Source organism: Vibrio sp. Y58_MX_L22, assembly GCF_024181865.1.
GTDB classification, from domain to species: domain Bacteria; phylum Pseudomonadota; class Gammaproteobacteria; order Enterobacterales; family Vibrionaceae; genus Vibrio; species Vibrio alginolyticus.
Genome location: NZ_JAMZAN010000006.1, coordinates 276,489 through 294,971, shown reverse-complemented (window position 1 = coordinate 294,971; position 18,483 = coordinate 276,489). Strand labels below are relative to the sequence as shown.

The window sequence follows — 18,483 nt, the reverse complement described above, 5'->3', positions numbered from 1 at the left end:
CGAGGATAAAGGGGCCTTAATGAGAGACATTGAATGTACAAACAAATTCTTGTTCCGGTTGATCTAAATGACCAAGGCTTTTCAGACCGAGCAGTTGAACTAGCGGTTTGGCAGGCAAAGCAAGCAAATGCTCAAATCCATCTTCTGACGGTACTACCTGGTATTCACATGTCGATGGTTGCCACATACTTTCCGAAAGATGCTGCAGCCAAAATGAAGCAAGACGTGAAGCAGCAACTAAAAACTTTCGCTAATGAGCATATTGCTGAAGATGTGGTTTACCAAGTGCATGTTGCTGAAGGCAAGGCCTACGCGACCATTCTTGATTATGCAGAACGTTTAGGCGCTGACCTCATCATTATGCCAAGTCACAAGCGCTCTAAAATCAATAAAGTAATGCTTGGCTCTGTCGCGAGTAAGGTTGTGGAATATTCTCCAATCAATGTGATGGTCGTAAAACCGCAAGGCTAAGTAAATACAGAAACGAAAAAGGACGCTAACATTAGCGTCCTTTTTATATTAAACAAGTAAGGGTTATGCCATCACTGGGTAATCGGTATAACCTTCTGCTCCACCCAAATAAAAGTGTTCTGGTTTCGCCTCATTAAGAGGTGTATTTTTCTTAAATCGCTCAACTAAATCTGGGTTTGCGATAAAGGGAACGCCAAATGCGACCACATCAACTTTGTTTTCTGCAATTGCTGTTGCCGCTTCTTGTGCACTGTAGCCCACGTTCGCCATTAAGTGACCTTTATAGTTTTCGCGTGCTGGCTTGAGAACATCTGCTTTTTGTACGCCTTTCAGATCCGCACGCATCACGTGCCAATAAGCAAGATCGAAAGAATTAAGTTGCTCTGCTAAGTAACGCATCAAGCCAACTGGATCACTGTCTTTCATGTCATTAAATCCATTTAGCGGAGATGTGCGCAGACCGACTCTTCCAGGTCCCCACACCTCAACGACTTCTTTCACTATCTCAAGTAAAAATCGAGCACGATTTTCAACCGAGCCACCGTATTCATCGGTACGTAAATTTGAGCCGTCACGAAGGAAGTTATCAATAAGATAACCATTGGCGCCATGTATCTCGACCCCATCAAAGCCGGCTTTCTTGGCGTTTTCTGCACCTTGTTTAAACGCCGCAACAATGGAAGCTATCTCATCCACTTCGAGTGCTCGTGGTACCGTATATGCTTGCTTACCCGAAGGGGTATGGACTAATTCATCACGAATGGCCAATGCGCTCGCCGCTACAGGTGTTTTTCCTTCATTCAGATCAGGATGACAAGCTCGTCCCGCATGCCAAATTTGCAGTACAATCTTACCGCCTCTCTCATGAACCGCATCCGTTACCTTTTTCCAAGCTGCGATTTGCTCTTCGTTGTAAATGCCCGGCTCTGCCATGAAAGCAGACGTACCTTCCATCACCATGGTGCATTCAGCAATGATAAGTCCGGCACTCGCACGTTGAGCGTAGTATTCAACCATAAGGTCATTAGGAATATGGTCTGCGCCAGCACGAGCTCGCGTTAAAGGTGCCATAATGGCACGGTTATCTAATGCTAATTGACCGAGTTCGATAGGAGAAAATAAGTCTACAGAGTTGGACATGTTGTTTACCTCAAATGACAATAACTTGATGGCTAAGGATGAGGTGCCAGACTATAATCAGATTAATATTGAAACAATATGGATAATTGAAAGTGATTGTTCGCAATTTAGAAACAATTGACTTTAGAACGCTTTCTATCTTTGTCACAAGCTGTCGACTACTGAGCTTAACCAAGTGCGCGCTGGAGTTAAACCTACCAAAATCTACTGTTAGCAAAGCCATAACCAAACTCGAACAACACTTTGAAGCCAAACTGCTAGAGCGCACAACCCGAAAGTTAGTGATCACCGAAGCTGGCCAAATGGTTTTAGAGCGTGCTGCAAGCTTAGTTGAGGAATTCCACTCAATTGGCCATGACGTTCAGGAGATGGAACAACAGATCCAAGGCCGGCTGCGTATTTCCGCGCCACCAGCGTTGGATGCGTATATGGCGGAGCACATCTTTTTGCCATTTTTAAAACAATGGCCAAAAGTACAAATTGCGTTAGAAGCATCGAACGATTTTGTTGATCTGTTTTCACACGGCTTTGATATGGCAATTCGAGTCGGTCAGATAGTTGATGATCGATTGATCGCAAAAAAATTAGGCTATACCACTCGAGTCCTGGCTGCTAGCCCTGAGTATTTAGCTGAGTTCGGCGTACCTGAAACGCCAGAAGATCTGACAAAACACAACTGTTTGAGGTATCAATATGTTTCAGAAATAGGGCCTTGGACGCTGATCTCACACGATAATACCGTCAATGTTTCAATAACCAGTAACTTCTCAAGTACAACTGTAGAAGCAATATTAAAAGGCGCACTTAAAGGACTAGGCATCGCGAACTTACCTGTGCAGAACATGACGCAAGAGCTAGAAAGTGGCACCTTAGTCAGAGTGTTACCGCAATGGCACACGGTACCAATGCCTATTTATTTAGTCTATCGTCCTGGAGCAAACCGCCCACGGCGTGTACAAGCAATGATTGACCATATCATGAGCTTAAGATCTCAATTTGAATTTGGCCCTCGGCATGGTTTGTGTTGCGGAGAAGCATAACCTAGCAACTATCAGGCACTAGCATGCTGCTCGGATAAATGCCGCAAGCTTCTCACTAGCATGCTGTTCACTCAATGCAGACATATCACCCGCGGCTTCCACTTTACCATCTGCCACAAACACAAAGTGGCTGGCAATCGCTTTGGCATCGCTTAAATGGTGCGTGACCATCAATACGGTTATTCCCCGCTCTGCTGCGAGTTTTTTTACCAAGCTCAGCATCTCTTCACGCAACACCGGATCAAGCGCCGAGAACGGCTCATCCAATAGCCACATGGGATGAGGCTGAACAAAACAACGCGCTAAGGCAACACGTTGACGCTGGCCACCAGAAAGATGCTCTGGCAAACGGTCGAGGTACTCTGCAACACCAACTTGCTGCGCGGCTTGTTCAATCTGACGATTTTGGTCCACCGTAAGCTTTAGCCCTGGGTGTAAGCCCAAACCGATGTTGTCACGCACCGATAAGTGAGCAAACAAATTGTGCTCTTGGAACAACATAGAGAACGGACGCAGATAAGGCTCTTTACGCACAATGGACTCACCATCAACACGAATATCACCACAGCCAGGATGGATGAATCCTGCCACCAACGCCAGCAAGGTTGACTTCCCTGCCCCACTTGGTCCCATCAGCGATACAATCTGTCCTTGCTCAATCGTTAAGTCAAAACGAAACAGTTCACGTTGGTAGGTGTACTGCACATCATCCAACACTAACATTACGCTCTCTCCTTCGTTTTCAATACTTTCTCAATCAAGGCAAAACAGCCCACACTCAACAACAATAGGGTCACCGATACCACCGCAGCTGCGTCCATCTGATAACTGCCAAGCAACTGGAACAAATACAGAGGTAAGGTACGAAACTCTTGTCCACCAAACAGTGCGATGGCACTTAAATCCCCTATTGCAAACATAAAGCTGATCGCAAACGCATGTGCAAACGGCTTGCGTAGCGCCTGCCACTCCACCACTTTAAACCGTTGCCAGCCACGCATGCCTAAGCTGGCACATACATACTGATACTGTTGTTCAATGTGCAGCATTGGCTGCGCTAGCGTTTTGATCACGTAAGGCAAAGCCATCAAACCGTTCACCAAAATCACGACAAAAAATGCCAAGCTAAAAACATCGGTAAATGCGCGCAGTAATAAGAATAAACCGGTGCTAATCACCAGACCTGGAGTCACCAAAATAATGGTGCCGATTAACTCTATCTGATCGGCTCGCGTGTTTTTGTACTGCAACCGCCAACGGCGACTGGTCAATAGTATGGACACCCCTGCAGCGACCGCAAGCGCGCTAGCGACACAGGCGACTTTGAGGGAGTTCAATAGCGCAGACCAAAAACGCTCATCGGTTAATACTGTCCAAACTTGTTGGTTGATGCCACTCAGTAACACCATCAATAACGGCGGTATTACCAGTAAAAAGGCACCTATGATCCAAAAGCTATCCCAAGCTTTTGACCACCCATGATCCTTCGTTAAATATTGCTGTACCGATGTGCTTCCAGTACTGATAGAAACAGGCCTTGTTAACTTCTGCACTCCAATAGAAAGCAGTCCACATAACAGCATCTGCCACAGCGCCAATAACGCCCCAGCTTGTAAATCAAAATCAAACTTAATCGCTTGGTAAATGGCCAATTCAATGGTGGTGGATTTTGGCCCGCCCCCCAACGCCATTACAGTGGCAAAACTGGTAAAGCACAACATAAACACCAACCCACAAACGTGGGGAAGCTGCTGCCTTAAACGCGGCCATTCTACCCAGCGAAACTTATCCCAATGGCTCATCCCAAGATGCGCGCAAAGCTTATGCTGCTCGGCAGGAATAGACTCCAAGGCTTGCAGAAGCAATCGTGCCGCGTAAGGTAAATTAAAGAACACATGGGCGAGTAAAATGCCGTTCAAACCGTAAATAGAAAATGGCAGTTTAGTGTCGAAACTTTGCAACCACTGCGCCAACAAACCACTGTTGCCATAAATCGCTAACAGCCCAAAAACACCAACCAAAACCGGCAAAACCAGTGTCGATGCAAACAGCTTAAGCAGTAATGATTTACCAATAAATTGGCGACGCGAAAGTGCGTGCGCTACTGGAATGGCAAAGCCAACACTGAGCAATGTGGAAAGAAACGCTTGGTAGAAACTGAACTTGGTGACATGTTGATAGTACGGGTCGCCCCATACCACAGACACATCAAGTGAAGGGGCTTGAACAATCAAAGCACCTAGGGCAGAAATAACAAAGGTCGCGATGATCATCGCGACCCCTAAACCTATTTTTGGAACAGAATTCAAAGGTAAAACCTATCTCATTCAGATGAGGGTGGAAACGTCAGCTAAAACGTCAATGCGCTTTGCCATTCGCGAATCCAAGACTTACGCATTTTTGCCACTTCATCAGCACTAAAGCTCAACGACTTGCTTGGAACACTCAAAGTTTCAAAACCTTTAGGTAACTCAACGTCAGTGACTGGGTACATCCAGTTACCCGTTGGCATCGCCGATTGGAACTCATCACTTAAAATGAAACTCATAAATTGATCAGCAAGTTCTGAATTTTTTGCCCCTTTCACTTTGGCGGCTACTTCAACTTGCATGTAGTGGCCTTCAGCAAAATTCGCCGTAGCAAACTTCGAGTCGTTTTCCGCAATTAAGTGGTACGCAGGTGAAGTGGTGTAAGAAAGCACTAAATCGGACTCACCATTGAGGAACATAGAATACGCCTCAGACCAACCTTTCGTGACCGTTACGGTTTTGCTCGCTAGCTTCTGCCACGCTTGCGTCACATCGTCGCCATAAATAGATTTCATCCATAGCATCAAGCCTTGGCCCGGCGTTGAAGTCCGCGGATCTTGGTAAATCACTTTCAGATCGTCGCGCGTTTCCACCAGCTCTTTCATGCTTTTCGGCGGATTAGTCAGTTTCTCTTTGTTGTACACAAACGCGAAGTAGCCGTAATCGTACGGTACAAACGTCGTGTCGCTCCAACCGTTTGGTAACACTGTATTGGACGTATCTACATTGTGCTCGGCAAGCAGACCGGTTTTCTTCGCTTCTGCCATCAGATTGTTATCCAAACCTAATACGATGTCCGCTTTGCTATTACCGCCTTCAAGACGAAGACGATTCAGAATCGACACACCATCGTCCAACGCTACGAAGTTAACGTCACAGCCACATTTTGCTTCAAAAGCTTGCTCGATTTTAGGACCCGGCCCCCAATCTGCGGCAAAAGAGTCGTAGGTATAGATGGTTAATGTGTTTTCAGCGGCAAACGCTGAAGTAGAGGTGATTGCAGCTAAGGCAATCAGATTTAGAGTGGGTTTCACTGCTCGCTCTCCATGAGTATTTCAGAGAAATAAGTTGAGCGGCACAGGGTTTGAGGCGGCTATTAAGGACTTCCAATATCCAGACTCAATTCCTACGCCAGCATTATCTGGTTCAGGTAATACGGGTCCCTAGTTAAACACTTAGGTCTCAGCGCCCCAATGCATTGATTGACTCAATGCTAAATGGGTTTGCTCCCCGATGAGTTGGATGGATTGTAAAGGTATTTGAGTGGTTACACAATCAGCTCACGAGCGCTGGTCATAACCCCAACGAGGCACCAAACCTTGCTCAATACCTAAGTGGTCGAGAATTCTCGCCACCATAAAATCCACTAAGTCTTCAATGCTCTTTGGCTGATGATAGAAGCCCGGAGCCGCTGGCATGATGGTGACGCCCATTTGCGACAGTTTGTGCATGTTCTCCAGATGCAGCGTTGAGAATGGTGTTTCGCGAACCACGAGCAACAGCTGCCCGCGCTCTTTCATTACTACATCAGCGGCCCGTTCGATCAAGTTGTCCGACATACCGTGTGCTATGGCCGCAACGCTTCCCGCAGAGCATGGGCAAACCACCATTTGCTTGGGTGCAGCAGAACCAGACGCAACCGGTGAGAACCAGTCATCTTTACCGCAAACGGTGATGTTATCGGGATTGCAGTTCAGGTGCTCTACCAATGCTTGCTGCGCCGCTTCTGGGCCACTTGGTAGCTTAAGATTATGCTCGGTTGCCATCACAACACGAGCTGCCGAAGAAATCAGAACGTAGACATGATAATCCGCCGCAACCAAGCATTCTAAAAGACGAAGGCCGTAGGGAGCACCAGAAGCCCCCGTTAATGCCAACGTGATGGCTTTTTTGTGAGAGGGTTGTGTTTTGTTTTGCATATCAATCAGGCTTTTTGTTTTAACTGCTCAAGAAGTTTTCCGTGAATACCACCAAAGCCACCGTTGCTCATGACTAGAATTTGGTCACCTGGTCGCGCACGTTCGACGATCTTGGCTACAAAGTTATCTATATCCGCATCGACAAACGCTGGCTGTTTGCATTGGTCGGCAATGTCTTGCACAGACCACTCGATATTATCTGGCTGGAACAAGAAGACTTCATCTGCACTGTGTAGTGACTCTGCAAGTGTGTTTTTGTGTACACCACGCTTCATGGTGGCAGACCGCGGCTCTAACACAGCAAGGATGCGTTTTTCACCTACCTTGTTACGCAAACCACCGACAGTAAGTTCAATTGCCGTTGGGTGATGCGCAAAATCATCGTAAACCGTCACACCTTGTTCTTCACCTTTCAGCTCTAAACGGCGCTTGGTATTGATGAAACGCCCTAATGCCTGGCAAGCAAGATCCGGAGTGACTCCAACATGTCGTGCAGCAGCGATTGCCATCAGCGCATTATCCACATTGTGGTCACCCACCAAATTCCATTCGACGGTACCAACCTTCTCACCTTGCAACGCAACGTCAAACTTTGAGCCATCAAGCACTAATTTGTGCGCTTGCCAGTCGCCATCAACACCTGAAAACTGCTTTTCTGTCCAGCAACCACGCTCTAATACATCCGCTAACGCTTGATCCTGCCTCGGCGCTAAGATCAATCCATTGCCCGGTACAGTTCGCACTAAATGATGGAATTGGCGTTTGATCGCTTCTAGATCATCGAAGATGTCGGCATGATCAAACTCAAGATTGTTCATGATTAAAGTGCGAGGATGGTAATGCACAAACTTAGAACGCTTATCGAAAAAAGCACTGTCATATTCGTCCGCTTCAACGACAAAAAACATACTTTCACCCAAACGAGCAGACACTCCGAAGTTACCGAGTACCCCACCGACTAAGAAACCCGGTTGATAACCACAATCTTCAAGTATCCAAGCAAGCATGCTCGACGTGGTCGTTTTCCCATGTGTACCCGATACCGCCAATACCCAACGATCATGCAGCAAAAACTCGTTGAGCCACTGCGGGCCAGAGGTGTAACGCATGTTAGTGTTGAGCACATGCTCGACACAAGGGTTGCCACGGCTCATCGCATTACCAATCACCACAAGATCTGGTTGGGGGGCGAGTTGAGACGGGTCAAAGCCTTCAATAATTTCAATACCTTGAGACTCAAGCAGTGTGCTCATTGGCGGATAAACGTTGGCATCAGAACCAGTGACTTTATGTCCTAATTGGCGCGCTAGAATCGCTGCGCCGCCCATAAATGTGCCACAGATACCCAAGATATGAATGTGCATAAACTAAACCTTGTAATGCGTTTTTTAATGCTTTCATTATCGCGATTACCGCCTGAAAAGCGAGTGACTTTAGCCTTCTTCTTGCAGTCCCTTTCACAAATATGACAAGGTTGAACACAGACTGTACAACCTCTTGCTTACTGATGAATTCCTCAAACAAGTCTACAAATAAATTGAGATCTCAAACAGTTACTTCATTACCATTAAAAAGATCTGCGACTTAAACTTACATCCAGCGCAATCGTTTAACATCCATAAAGAGATGCTCACTTGCGCACTACCCCCAATGAAATGAAAATGTAAGGATTAACCATGTCAGGACTGCGCACCCTAGGCGAGTTCATTGTCGAAAAACAAGCGGATTTCCCCCACGCTAGCGGTGATCTATCATCCCTTTTAGCCTCCATTCGTTTAGCTGCAAAAATCGTTAACCGCGAAATCAACGCAGCGGGTCTCGGTGATATCACTGGTGCTGTAGGCACGGAAAATGTCCAAGGTGAAGATCAGCAAAAGCTCGATGTTTACGCGAACGATAAGTTCAAAGCCGCGCTTGAAGCTCGTGATCAAGTGTGTGGCGTTGCCAGTGAAGAAGAAGACGAAGCAGTTGCGTTCAATAAAGAACTCAACCAAAACGCCAAATATGTAGTACTGATGGACCCACTTGATGGTTCTTCTAACATCGATGTGAACGTCTCTGTTGGTACTATCTTCTCGATTTACCGTCGTGTTTCTCCAATCGGTACTCCACCAACTGAAGAAGACTTCCTACAACCTGGTCACAAACAAGTGGCTGCGGGCTACGTAATTTACGGCTCCTCCACCATGTTGGTATACACAACAGGTAACGGCGTAAACGGCTTTACTTACGACCCATCTATCGGCAGCTTCTGTCTTTCTCATGAAAACATGATGATTCCTGATGATGGTAAGATCTACTCCATCAACGAAGGTAATTACATTCGTTTCCCTCAAGGGGTGAAGAAGTACATCAAGTACTGCCAAGAAAACGTGCCAGAAGACGGTCGCCCATACACTTCTCGCTACATTGGCTCGCTGGTTGCTGATTTCCACCGCAACCTACTGAAAGGCGGTATCTACCTTTACCCAAGCACACAAAGCCACCCACAAGGCAAGCTACGCCTGCTTTACGAATGTAACCCTATGGCATTCCTCATTGAGCAAGCTGGCGGCATTGCATCGGACGGCGTGAATCGCATTATGGACATCAAGCCTACTGAGTTGCACCAGCGTGTACCTTTCTTTGTGGGTTCGAAGAACATGGTTCGCAAAGTTGAAGAGTTCCTTGAACTGCACCGCGACGAAGAATAATTTCAGACCTTTGTCCAACGCGGCAGGTGTTTACCTGCCGCGTTTTTGTCGCTAAAGTGAAACGCGAATTTATCATCAGATGAAGCCGCTTTTGTGTGACTCATCGTTAATGAAAAGGAATATTCTAATGAGCTTAAACCATGTACCAGCAGGCAAGTCGCTGCCTGAAGATATCTATGTCGTTATCGAAATTCCAGCAAATGCAGATCCAATCAAGTACGAAGTAGATAAAGACTCTGGTGCTGTATTTGTCGACCGTTTCATGTCTGCACCAATGTTCTACCCATGCAACTATGGCTACGTGAACAATACCCTGTCTCTTGATGGCGACCCAGTCGACGTATTGGTACCAACACCATACCCACTCATGCCAGGTTCAGTCATTCGCTGCCGTCCTGTTGGCGTTTTGAAGATGACAGATGAATCGGGTGAAGATGCAAAAGTGTTTGCGGTTCCCCACTCAAAAATCTCGAAAGAGTACGAGCACATCCAAGATGTGGACGATATCCCAGAACTACTGAAAGCGCAGATCACGCAATTCTTTGAGCGTTACAAAGAGCTTGAAGCAGGCAAATGGGTGAAAGTGGATGGGTGGGCAGATGTTGCTGCCGCTAAAGCTGAAATCCTAGAATCTTACGAGCGAGCTCAGAAAAAATAAGCATCACTGCTGATACAAAATTAAAAAGAGCTGCTCTAGGGCAGCTCTTTTGCTTTCATCTTACCTGTGTCAACTAGATAGGTGCGCCTGCTGAAGACATTCGTCCAGCGTCGTAGTCATGTTGAAAGAAGGGGTCAACATCATCACAAATGCCAAAATACGGCCGCCCGATAACACCGAGCATATAAGCACTTTGCTCACAATACTCTTGCTTGCCTTGCTGGTAACCCGCTTGATAAGCCATTATCAGTTCTGGCGTCGCATGGTTAACATCATCCAGCTTCGCAATTCGCTCCTCAGATAACTCCCGTAATCCATCTAAAGCTGACTGCTTACCAAACACTTGCCAATCGGTCACATTATTCGAAGTCGGTAGTGTTGTTTGTGCGCATGCAGCAAGAAGCAACGCCATTACTCCAATTACGAATGTTTTCATCGTGACTCCTTAGTGTTTAGCTCGTTGCTATTGATAATGTCAGTATAGCTCACACCTTTTGACACCAATCGCCGGAAGCGATTTCTTCGGTTAATTGCTCAGTATCTTGATATAAGTAGATCCAAGCTTGGCCAAACGGCGTGACGATGCTCTCTCGGCGATATTCCACTGGCACATCTTCCAACTTATCTAGCTCGGATAAGGTTTCATCATCAATCAGATACACTTCACCTTGAATCGAGCGTTGCCCAACAGACAACGCTGGATAAGGGCCTAAGTCATACATTGCAAATTGAGCATCCGTTTCATGTAAACCAAGAAACTGCGCCGAGCGCAAATACTGATGGTTGTACTCTCCCTTGCGTAACGTGCCGTAGACAAAAATCAAATGCTGCATAACCACTCCTTAGTCATGACTGTGTATGCTTAGGTTAAAGCACTTTAATCGAACTCAAACTGATAGAGTAGGTCAACGGCGCTATCTACACCAGATACCGCTTCTAAATACAAGTCTTGCATCAATCGATAACGCACAGTGAACTCACCTAGAGAGTTAAAGATGCCGACACCATATTTCACCTGCAAACCTGGCAGAATATAACCACTCACCGTCACTTGCGAATCATCGCCCGACCCAGCAGTGTCCAGCTGTAAATCTTGTACGCCAAAGGCTTCACCAATTTCACCAACCACACGACCACTCTTCGCCAGGCTTAAACCAATTAAGGTAGTCGTCATTGCATTACCACCGGCTTCACCATCAATATCTTGACCACGAAGTAGATAAGAAAGTGCATTGGCTTGGTTCATCGCGGGCTCTGAGAAAATTTCTATACTCGGATCAGATGCTGGGCCCGACACTTGTACCCCCGCAATGACATCATCTTGGGTATTGTCTGGATTACGAATCGCTTTGATAGACAAGTAAGGTTGATCTGGTGGACCATTCATCAGAATCTTACCTTCTTTAATCAATAAGTCCTGACCAAACGAACGATAAGAACCGTCGACAACATTCACTTCACCAACGATGAAAGGACCTTTGTCTTTTTGTGTCACGTTTAGGTTCCCTTTCAACCCACCTTTTAAACCAAAAGCGGCAAGTTGGAAGTCATCACCAATTTTAATGTTGATGTTCGTTTCCACATCAAACGGCATCGCAGCGACATCGTCCACTGGCTGCAAGTTTTTATCGAGAATAACGGTATCACTCGATACGCCTACCGCACTTGGTGGAAGCTCTTCGACGACAATTCTGCCCCATGGCAAATTAATATCACCCTCAATTTTCGCAAGCTGAGGAGTCACATCTATTGTCATGTCAGGCTCAACTTTGATTTTTACCATTGGAGGCAAATCAACATTGAGCTCTTTAGCAAATACACGCGCTTTAGTACGCCAGTTCTGTAAGTCCTGCCAGTCGGCATCACCGGTAACGTTCAACTCACCATCCGGGGTTAGAATTCCGGCATCCAAGTCCGCTTGATGGCCTTTAAAGTTGATGACGACCTGCCCTGAGTTTATATCTATCGGTGTGACTTCACCCTGTAGCTTCATTTGGTCAATCAAGAACTGACCATTCACCTTCGGATGCATGACGTCACCTGATATCGCTAGGTCAGTATTCATGTTTGCTTTAAACAAGCTGTACTCACCAATCAACGGTGCCAAGAAATCCAAGTGGAACGTAGAGAGTGAAACCTTACCATCAATAGTGGGCTTTTCAGACGAGACATTCAGTAAAGAAACCTTACCAGACAAGTCACCGTTATCTTTCACATCAAATAGCCACTCGGCATCAAGCTTGTCTTTCGCTAATGCTGCTTTAAAGTTGAAGCTTTCCCAACCGACTTTAATTGGCTGTTCAAGCGCTTGTTCAACTTGGCCTTTTGGCATATTGACACTTAAGGTTACTTCAGGCTTTTTCTCTGGTGCCCATTTAGCAAAAGCCTGTGCATTAACCGAGCCTTGCAGCTTGGTTTCTGGCGGCAGGAATTGTTTGATTTGGTCAAAATCAAAATCATTGATAGCTAACTTCGCCTGGCCACTCTTACCGACACTAATGTCTTCGGTTAGACATACGCTCGACTCCGCTTGCAACCAACAATGCGCTTGAACGTTCGCGATCTGTTTGTCGATATTGACCTTCACCGCGGTCGATTTTTGCAACGCCCACGGGCCTTGTTGCGAGCTCAGCGTCAAGCGGCGCAGCGCCCCATCCCAAATCATTTCTGGTTTCTGCTGGAATGTCCCTTCAATTTCTAAACTGGTCGACACCAGGTCAGACACTACATCGAGCGTCAGTTGATGCAGTTTTTCATCCCCAGAGACTTCAAGGTCAGCACTATCAACTTTTATGTCGTCATAGGTAACGTTGTTCGCAATAAGGCTTATATTCGCTTTTGGTGCTGGCAGAGGCTTCACATCGCCCTTTAAGGTGATCGTTTCTACGTTCGCCTGTTGCTGCCAGTTAATCTGATTTAAAGCGAGATCAAGATTGATGTCTGGTTCTTTCAAGCTACCACGTAGTGCGACTTTACCTTGCATCTTACCTGCAAGATCCGGAACACTTTTTGCAAAATCAGGGAAGTTAACCTCAACATCCATCAGAATTTGCTTATCTATCTTACCCTTTGCACTGAGTTGGTTTGGACCATGAGAAAGCGCTAAACCCTGAGTGGTAAGTTGGATGTCTTCGCCTTTGCCGTTCTTATCAGACGCTTCAAGTTGCCCTTCAACATTCAGCGGATACCCTCGCAAAATGCCGTCAATGTCTAACTTAGGCAAACTGACTTGCCAACCGCCTTGTTCTGTTAACGACCCCGAAGTCGAAAGGTTACCGCTGATATCCCCTTCTGCTTCTTTCCATTGTAAACCTGGTTGAATGTTTTTCAGGTTTAAGTCAGCTTGCCAGTTGATTGGCGCGGCCCAATTGGCCATGACTTTCCCAGAGAGTTCGCCTCCCAGGGTTTTCACTACAAGGCTTTCGAGGTCAATTTGCTCTAACGTACCTTTGCCGTTTAGTGCGACATCAACGGCGGGAATATCTTTGCCTGACGCTTTGGTTTCTAATGCGACTTCGTAGCCATCAAGTGAGCCTTTTGCCGCCAAGCTTGGTACAGAAACCTGGTAATCGCTTTGTCCAAATAGCGGCCATTGCGCCTGTACATTTTTAATCGCGACATCAAACGGTAACTGCGTTTTAAGCGGTTGAATATCACCTTTGATCTCCGCTTGTACAAGCTCAGAAAGCGTAGCATTTAGTGACAAATCACCAACCGAACCCGAGACCGAAAGCGACAGTTTTTGTCCCTTCGCATCCGCTTGCTTCACTAACGCGTCCAGTTGCGCTTTGATAGGGTAATCAGAAGAAAGCGTCACTTGTGTGCTCAACTTGCCTTCCACTTCTGGCATGTCGAGCTCTAATGTTTTGACATCAACACGCTCACCGCCTGCTCTTGCAACCAAACCAAGATGATTGACGATCACTGGCGTTTCACCTGCCAGTTTGAAATTGTGAATATCAAGACGACGCGCTTCCACCGTCAGTGGAATCCATACTTCGGGTAACACAATATCTTGCGGCGTAACGTCAGTTTCTTTCGGCTCATCGGCAGCCGCTTCAGGTTCAGCCTCACTTGGTGCTAAAGCCACATTAATGTCTTTCAACGCGGTAGGTGCAATCACCAAACGATCACCCTGCATCGACAAAGCGGTCGAGAATGTTTGCCAATTAATTTGATTGCCCAGCACATTGACATTGATGTCATTAAAGCTGACTTTATTAACAAAAATTGGCACTGGCGTACTGATAGAACGCAGTGGTGGTGTTTCCTCTTGCTCCTCGCTTGCTGGCGGTAGCTCAGGCATCTTAAAGTCAAGCCCCTGCAGTCTTAACTCATCGACACAGACCTTAGGGTCAAAGAAGCAGCGGAAGTTCACTGCCAAAGCTAAACGCTCGACTTTGGCGTCGATATTCAAAGACTCATCGACAAAACTGACGTTATGCAGTTCGAAGCGAGGAAACAATGAACCCTGCACTTTTTCAATCTGCAATTGTGGTAATGCTTTTTCAGCTCCCCACAAGGCAAATTTGAGGCCTGGGTGGGTAAACAAAACTGTCGCGACAATAATGATGAGCAACAGCAATAGACCAATCAAACTGAGCGACAGCCATTTGGTCCACTTAAACATCATTTTGATCATAGCTCAGGCCCCAATGAGAAGTGGATACGAAACTCTCGTTCTGGTTTTGCATCCAACCCCCATGCAAAATCAAAACTAACAGGGCCCACCGGAGACGCCCAGCGGATACCAACACCAGCACCTGATTTCCAATCTGGTGTTTCATTAAACGCATCACCAATATCGTAAAACGTTGCAGCCCACCAGTTTCCATAAACACGATATTGGTATTCTAATGTACTGCTAACAATGTATTTACCACCCGTCAAAGCACCACTCTCATCCACAGGTGAAATAGATTCATAGCCGTAACCACGAATATTATTGTCACCACCAGCGAAGAAACGCAGCGACGGTGATAGCTTTTCAAGTTCATCGGTAATATTCGCACCACCTTCTAAGCGGAACAAACCACGATGATTCTCTCCAATACCACGAATCCAAGAAGTCGAGCCAATTAAGCGGAGCACTCTAGTTTCAGAAAGCATAGCGGTATCACCATACTCAATAGTGATGCTTTGCTTGTCTCCCCACATTGGCATATTGCCCCCTCGAACCCTAGTCCGAGAAAATGTCGCACCTGGAAGTACGAAGTTGAATTCATCATCTTGTAAACCTTGCGTAAAGCTCTCGTACAAATGACGAACATAAACGGTATTATGCCAACCACCGTCTGCTAACCAATGACGCTCCACTGCAAGGTTAGACTCGATACTCTGCGTGTCACGGTTGTCTAGGTTTTTAAGCCCATATTGAACTTGATAATAATCGTTAGCGACATCTTCTAAAGGAATTTTGTAAGAAGCAGTCACGGTTTGCTCTGGCTTAGATAGGGATAAAGCGGTGTTGAAACTGTGTCCTCGGGAGCTCACCCAAGGTTTCTTCCACTTCAACGTCCCTCGAACGCCGACATCCGTTGAGTAACCAATACCCGTCTCGATCTGATTCTTGGAAGCAGGAGATAAAGACACTTTAATTGGCAAGTCTCGGCCATCATCAAGCCTATCCAATTCAGGCTCAACAAAAACTGAGGAAAACCACTCCGTATTTGATAGCTTCTGGTTAAACTCGCCCAGCTTCGAAACGTTGTATGGGTCCCCTTCTTTAAAAGGTTGTAATGATGCGACACGATCTTCCCAGATGTGGTTGCCAATAAAAGAAACGTCGCCAAAATTGAAACGTATTCCACTGCTGTAGTGCAAACGGACATTAGCTTCGTTCAGATCAGGGATAACCTCTAATCGACTTAGCGTAAACTCACCATTGAAGTAACCACGCTGAAGCGCCAAGTTACGAATGCCTGACTTAAGGCTGTCGTATTGGCCTTGATTCAAAACTTGACCAACTTTGAGCGGAGAGCGCTCAATAAGTTTTGCAAACTCTTCATCGTCCTTGGCCTCTCCAGTGATGACCACATCCATGACTTTCACTTTCACTGGCAAGCCCGGCTTGATGAGCACAATTAACTCATCATTCGCTTCAGGAATAGAGTATGAAATTTTTGCATGATAATACCCAAGCGCGTTAAGCGCTTCAGTGATACTTTGATCTAATCTCGCTTGAAAACGCAGAGAAGTGGAGTAATCCTTCTCTGGAATAGATGATAGATACGCACTGACATTCTCTTCTAAAGCGCCATCAATGCCTTTCAAAGTCAAAGAAACATCGGCATAGGCACCATGAGAAAAGGCAAACAGGCCAACAATGGTGGGGAGAGCTTTTTTTATCATGCTTTTATGGCTGAATGAGGTTAAGTAAACGTAAATAATGATAACGCCAATTAGATTCTAAGTCTGTAATATTAATAGGTTTAACGCGGTCTATGTCATCACAGCATCAGATACAGACGAAATGAAAAAGTTCGCAAATTTAAGACACGTATTGAAGGACAAATACCATGCTCAACAAACAAACATTGATCAGTATAGAAGATGCCTTGCCAGGTAGAGATCAACCAATGCAGATTGACGATCATCATTTTGTAAATAAATCTAACCTAAAGGCGCCTCTTGCGTCACACCAACAGCAGATTTTGCTCGGAATGGGCTGTTTTTGGGGCGCTGAGCGCGTATTTTGGCAACTCGACGGCGTTGTATCTACTTCGGTCGGTTACGCTGGGGGGTACACACCCAATCCCACGTATGAAGAGGTCTGTACAGGTAAAACGGGTCATACAGAAGTCGTACGAGTCGTTTTCGATGAACGCGTCATCTCATTAGAAAAGCTACTGGCTGTTTTTTGGGAAAAACACGACCCAACTCAGGGAATGCGTCAAGGTAACGACTTAGGTACTCAATATCGTTCTGCAATTTACACTTATTCGACGGAGCAGCTCGAGAGCGCAGAGAAATCGAAACTCTTGTATCAGCAAGCACTGCAAGAAGAGCAACGCGCGAACATCACCACCGAAATACAACCAGCAGGTCCGTATTACTTTGCGGAAACCTACCACCAGCAATATTTGGCGAAAAACCCTGATGGTTACTGTGGCATCGGAGGAACGGGAGTTTGCTTCCCACCAAGCCTCCAAGGATAAACCTAACCAGCAACAAAAAGAGCGACCGATATGGTCGCTCTTTTCTAAATCTAAGTGGGTACCAAGCTAACTAAGCCGATAATGATGCTATCACTTGGTTGACTTCTTTAAAGATGGTGAGCCTTTTATGATCGTTGACGTCAGGTAGTAACACTTTGCCATTGTCGAACTGAAAACAGCCAACCCCAACAATAAAAAACTGACCTTTGAACAACGTTTTAACAAAACGGGCCACTTGTAATGGTCGATATACAGCAAACTCACGTAGCATAACTCACCTCAATTCCTTTGAGAAAACACGGATTGCTTATTTTTCCTCTGCAATCTTAATGCGCAATTTGCGACGGAACTCATTTTAGCAAATTCTAAATATAACGCAAGATTACACCACTCCATACGTTAAATAAATGTTATCAACGGTCCTACAAATTTCTAGGTTCTGGATATATACTGGAAGCTTCCAAACCTCGTACGGAATATAACAATATGAAAACTAAGACTCTCCTACCTCTATTACTGGCCTTAACGCCAAGCTTGACCTTTGCACACAACTTGTCAGTGGGAAAAAGCGTTCCTCCTGTCAATGTTGCCGCTTACGGCGAGATTGTTTTACAAGGCGAAGGCGTTGCATACCAACCCTGGGCAACTCAACATATGCAAGGCAAAGTTCGTGTCATTCAAGCCATTGCAGGCCGTAGCAGTTCAAAAGAGATGAATGCCCCTTTAATGTCAGCAATAACAGCGGCAAATTTTCCACAAGAAAGCTACCAGACGACGACTATCATCAACCAAGATGATGCAATTTGGGGGACAGGCTCTTTCGTGAAGTCTTCAGCTCAAGACAGCAAAAAAGAGTTTCCTTGGTCATCCATGGTTCTTGATGAAAATGGCGTAGTTGCTAATACTTGGGACCTGAAAGAAGAAAGCTCGGCCATTATTGTTCAAGACAAAACGGGCAAAGTTCTGTTTGTCAAAGAGGGCGCACTTGAGCAAGATGAGATAACAAAAGTCATTGAGCTTATTAAACAGAACATCTAGCTTAATTGAATGGCTCCTTGTTCTTGTTGTAAGGAGCTATATGAATTTGATTAGAAGC

General features: G+C 45.9%; 17 protein-coding genes and 1 riboswitch. Of the genes, 6 read left to right on the top strand and 11 right to left on the bottom strand.

The features are described from left to right. The first annotated feature begins 33 nt into the window (after window positions 1-33). Window positions 34-471 carry a universal stress protein gene (locus NL626_RS16085; protein WP_005379654.1) on the top strand — a complete coding sequence of 146 codons (438 nt, stop codon included), beginning with the start codon at window positions 34-36 and terminating at the stop codon, window positions 469-471. A 63-nt stretch (window positions 472-534) separates the two neighbouring features. Here NL626_RS16085 and NL626_RS16080 read toward each other — a convergent pair whose 3' ends face one another. Continuing rightward, window positions 535-1,611, bottom strand: a complete 1,077-nt coding sequence (locus tag NL626_RS16080; RefSeq protein WP_253657530.1) for an alkene reductase — start codon at window positions 1,609-1,611, stop codon at window positions 535-537. Between the two features lie 92 nt (window positions 1,612-1,703). Here NL626_RS16080 and NL626_RS16075 point away from each other — a divergent pair, with 92 nt between their 5' ends. Continuing rightward, the gene (locus tag NL626_RS16075) at window positions 1,704-2,651 is read left to right on the top strand and encodes a LysR family transcriptional regulator (RefSeq protein WP_005379650.1); all 948 of its coding nucleotides are present in this window, start codon (window positions 1,704-1,706) and stop codon (window positions 2,649-2,651) included. Between the two features lie 18 nt (window positions 2,652-2,669). On the opposite strand, the gene thiQ is transcribed toward NL626_RS16075, so the two are convergent. The 5 genes from thiQ to mpl form a co-directional block, all read right to left on the bottom strand. Further along, the gene (gene thiQ, locus NL626_RS16070; protein WP_171345714.1) at window positions 2,670-3,374 is read right to left on the bottom strand and encodes a thiamine ABC transporter ATP-binding protein; all 705 of its coding nucleotides are present in this window, start codon (window positions 3,372-3,374) and stop codon (window positions 2,670-2,672) included. Next, on the bottom strand, window positions 3,374-4,960 hold the full coding sequence (thiP, locus tag NL626_RS16065; protein WP_151514461.1) for a thiamine/thiamine pyrophosphate ABC transporter permease ThiP: 1,587 nt from the start codon (window positions 4,958-4,960) through the stop codon (window positions 3,374-3,376). The genes thiQ and thiP overlap by 1 nt, the downstream gene beginning before the upstream one ends. Before the next feature lie 41 nt (window positions 4,961-5,001). Then, complete coding sequence (thiB, locus tag NL626_RS16060) at window positions 5,002-5,994, bottom strand: thiamine ABC transporter substrate binding subunit (RefSeq protein WP_151514462.1); 993 nt, start codon at window positions 5,992-5,994, stop codon at window positions 5,002-5,004. A gap of 72 nt (window positions 5,995-6,066) precedes the next feature. Continuing rightward, window positions 6,067-6,203, bottom strand: a riboswitch (TPP riboswitch). A gap of 37 nt (window positions 6,204-6,240) precedes the next feature. Then, window positions 6,241-6,879: a flavin prenyltransferase UbiX gene (locus tag NL626_RS16055; RefSeq protein WP_033906022.1), complete on the bottom strand. Its 639-nt coding sequence runs from the start codon at window positions 6,877-6,879 to the stop codon at window positions 6,241-6,243. A gap of 5 nt (window positions 6,880-6,884) precedes the next feature. Further along, window positions 6,885-8,243 carry a UDP-N-acetylmuramate:L-alanyl-gamma-D-glutamyl-meso-diaminopimelate ligase gene (gene mpl / locus NL626_RS16050; protein WP_151514463.1) on the bottom strand — a complete coding sequence of 453 codons (1,359 nt, stop codon included), beginning with the start codon at window positions 8,241-8,243 and terminating at the stop codon, window positions 6,885-6,887. Between the two features lie 312 nt (window positions 8,244-8,555). Between mpl and fbp the strand changes: the two genes are divergently transcribed. Together fbp and ppa are read left to right on the top strand one after the other, a co-directional pair. Next, the gene (gene fbp, locus NL626_RS16045; RefSeq protein ID WP_005383114.1) at window positions 8,556-9,572 is read left to right on the top strand and encodes a class 1 fructose-bisphosphatase; all 1,017 of its coding nucleotides are present in this window, start codon (window positions 8,556-8,558) and stop codon (window positions 9,570-9,572) included. A gap of 127 nt (window positions 9,573-9,699) precedes the next feature. Then, a complete protein-coding gene (gene ppa / locus NL626_RS16040; protein WP_005379635.1) occupies window positions 9,700-10,230 on the top strand; it encodes an inorganic diphosphatase in 531 nt (176 codons plus the stop codon). A gap of 73 nt (window positions 10,231-10,303) precedes the next feature. On the opposite strand, the gene NL626_RS16035 is transcribed toward ppa, so the two are convergent. Genes NL626_RS16035 through NL626_RS16020 form a run of 4 tightly spaced genes read right to left on the bottom strand, consistent with a single transcriptional unit; the run spans window position 10,304 to window position 16,581 of the window. Next, entirely contained in the window at window positions 10,304-10,666 is a 363-nt protein-coding gene (locus NL626_RS16035; protein WP_025768360.1) for a DUF2799 domain-containing protein, read from the bottom strand. A 49-nt stretch (window positions 10,667-10,715) separates the two neighbouring features. Beyond that, window positions 10,716-11,063, bottom strand: coding sequence for a gamma-glutamylcyclotransferase (locus NL626_RS16030; RefSeq protein WP_064368958.1), 348 nt, complete (start codon window positions 11,061-11,063; stop codon window positions 10,716-10,718). Between the two features lie 44 nt (window positions 11,064-11,107). Continuing rightward, a complete protein-coding gene (locus NL626_RS16025) occupies window positions 11,108-14,872 on the bottom strand; it encodes a translocation/assembly module TamB domain-containing protein (protein ID WP_253657529.1) in 3,765 nt (1,254 codons plus the stop codon). Beyond that, window positions 14,869-16,581: an autotransporter assembly complex family protein gene (locus NL626_RS16020; protein ID WP_005383121.1), complete on the bottom strand. Its 1,713-nt coding sequence runs from the start codon at window positions 16,579-16,581 to the stop codon at window positions 14,869-14,871. The genes NL626_RS16025 and NL626_RS16020 overlap by 4 nt, the downstream gene beginning before the upstream one ends. 167 nt (window positions 16,582-16,748) lie before the next feature. Here NL626_RS16020 and msrA point away from each other — a divergent pair, with 167 nt between their 5' ends. Further along, window positions 16,749-17,387, top strand: a complete 639-nt coding sequence (gene msrA, locus NL626_RS16015; protein ID WP_005379620.1) for a peptide-methionine (S)-S-oxide reductase MsrA — start codon at window positions 16,749-16,751, stop codon at window positions 17,385-17,387. A 70-nt stretch (window positions 17,388-17,457) separates the two neighbouring features. On the opposite strand, the gene NL626_RS16010 is transcribed toward msrA, so the two are convergent. Then, entirely contained in the window at window positions 17,458-17,658 is a 201-nt protein-coding gene (locus tag NL626_RS16010) for a DUF1107 domain-containing protein (RefSeq protein WP_005379612.1), read from the bottom strand. Window positions 17,659-17,873: 215 nt separating this feature from the next. Between NL626_RS16010 and NL626_RS16005 the strand changes: the two genes are divergently transcribed. Next, a complete protein-coding gene (locus NL626_RS16005; RefSeq protein WP_005383122.1) occupies window positions 17,874-18,425 on the top strand; it encodes a YtfJ family protein in 552 nt (183 codons plus the stop codon). Window positions 18,426-18,483 lie beyond the last annotated feature (58 nt).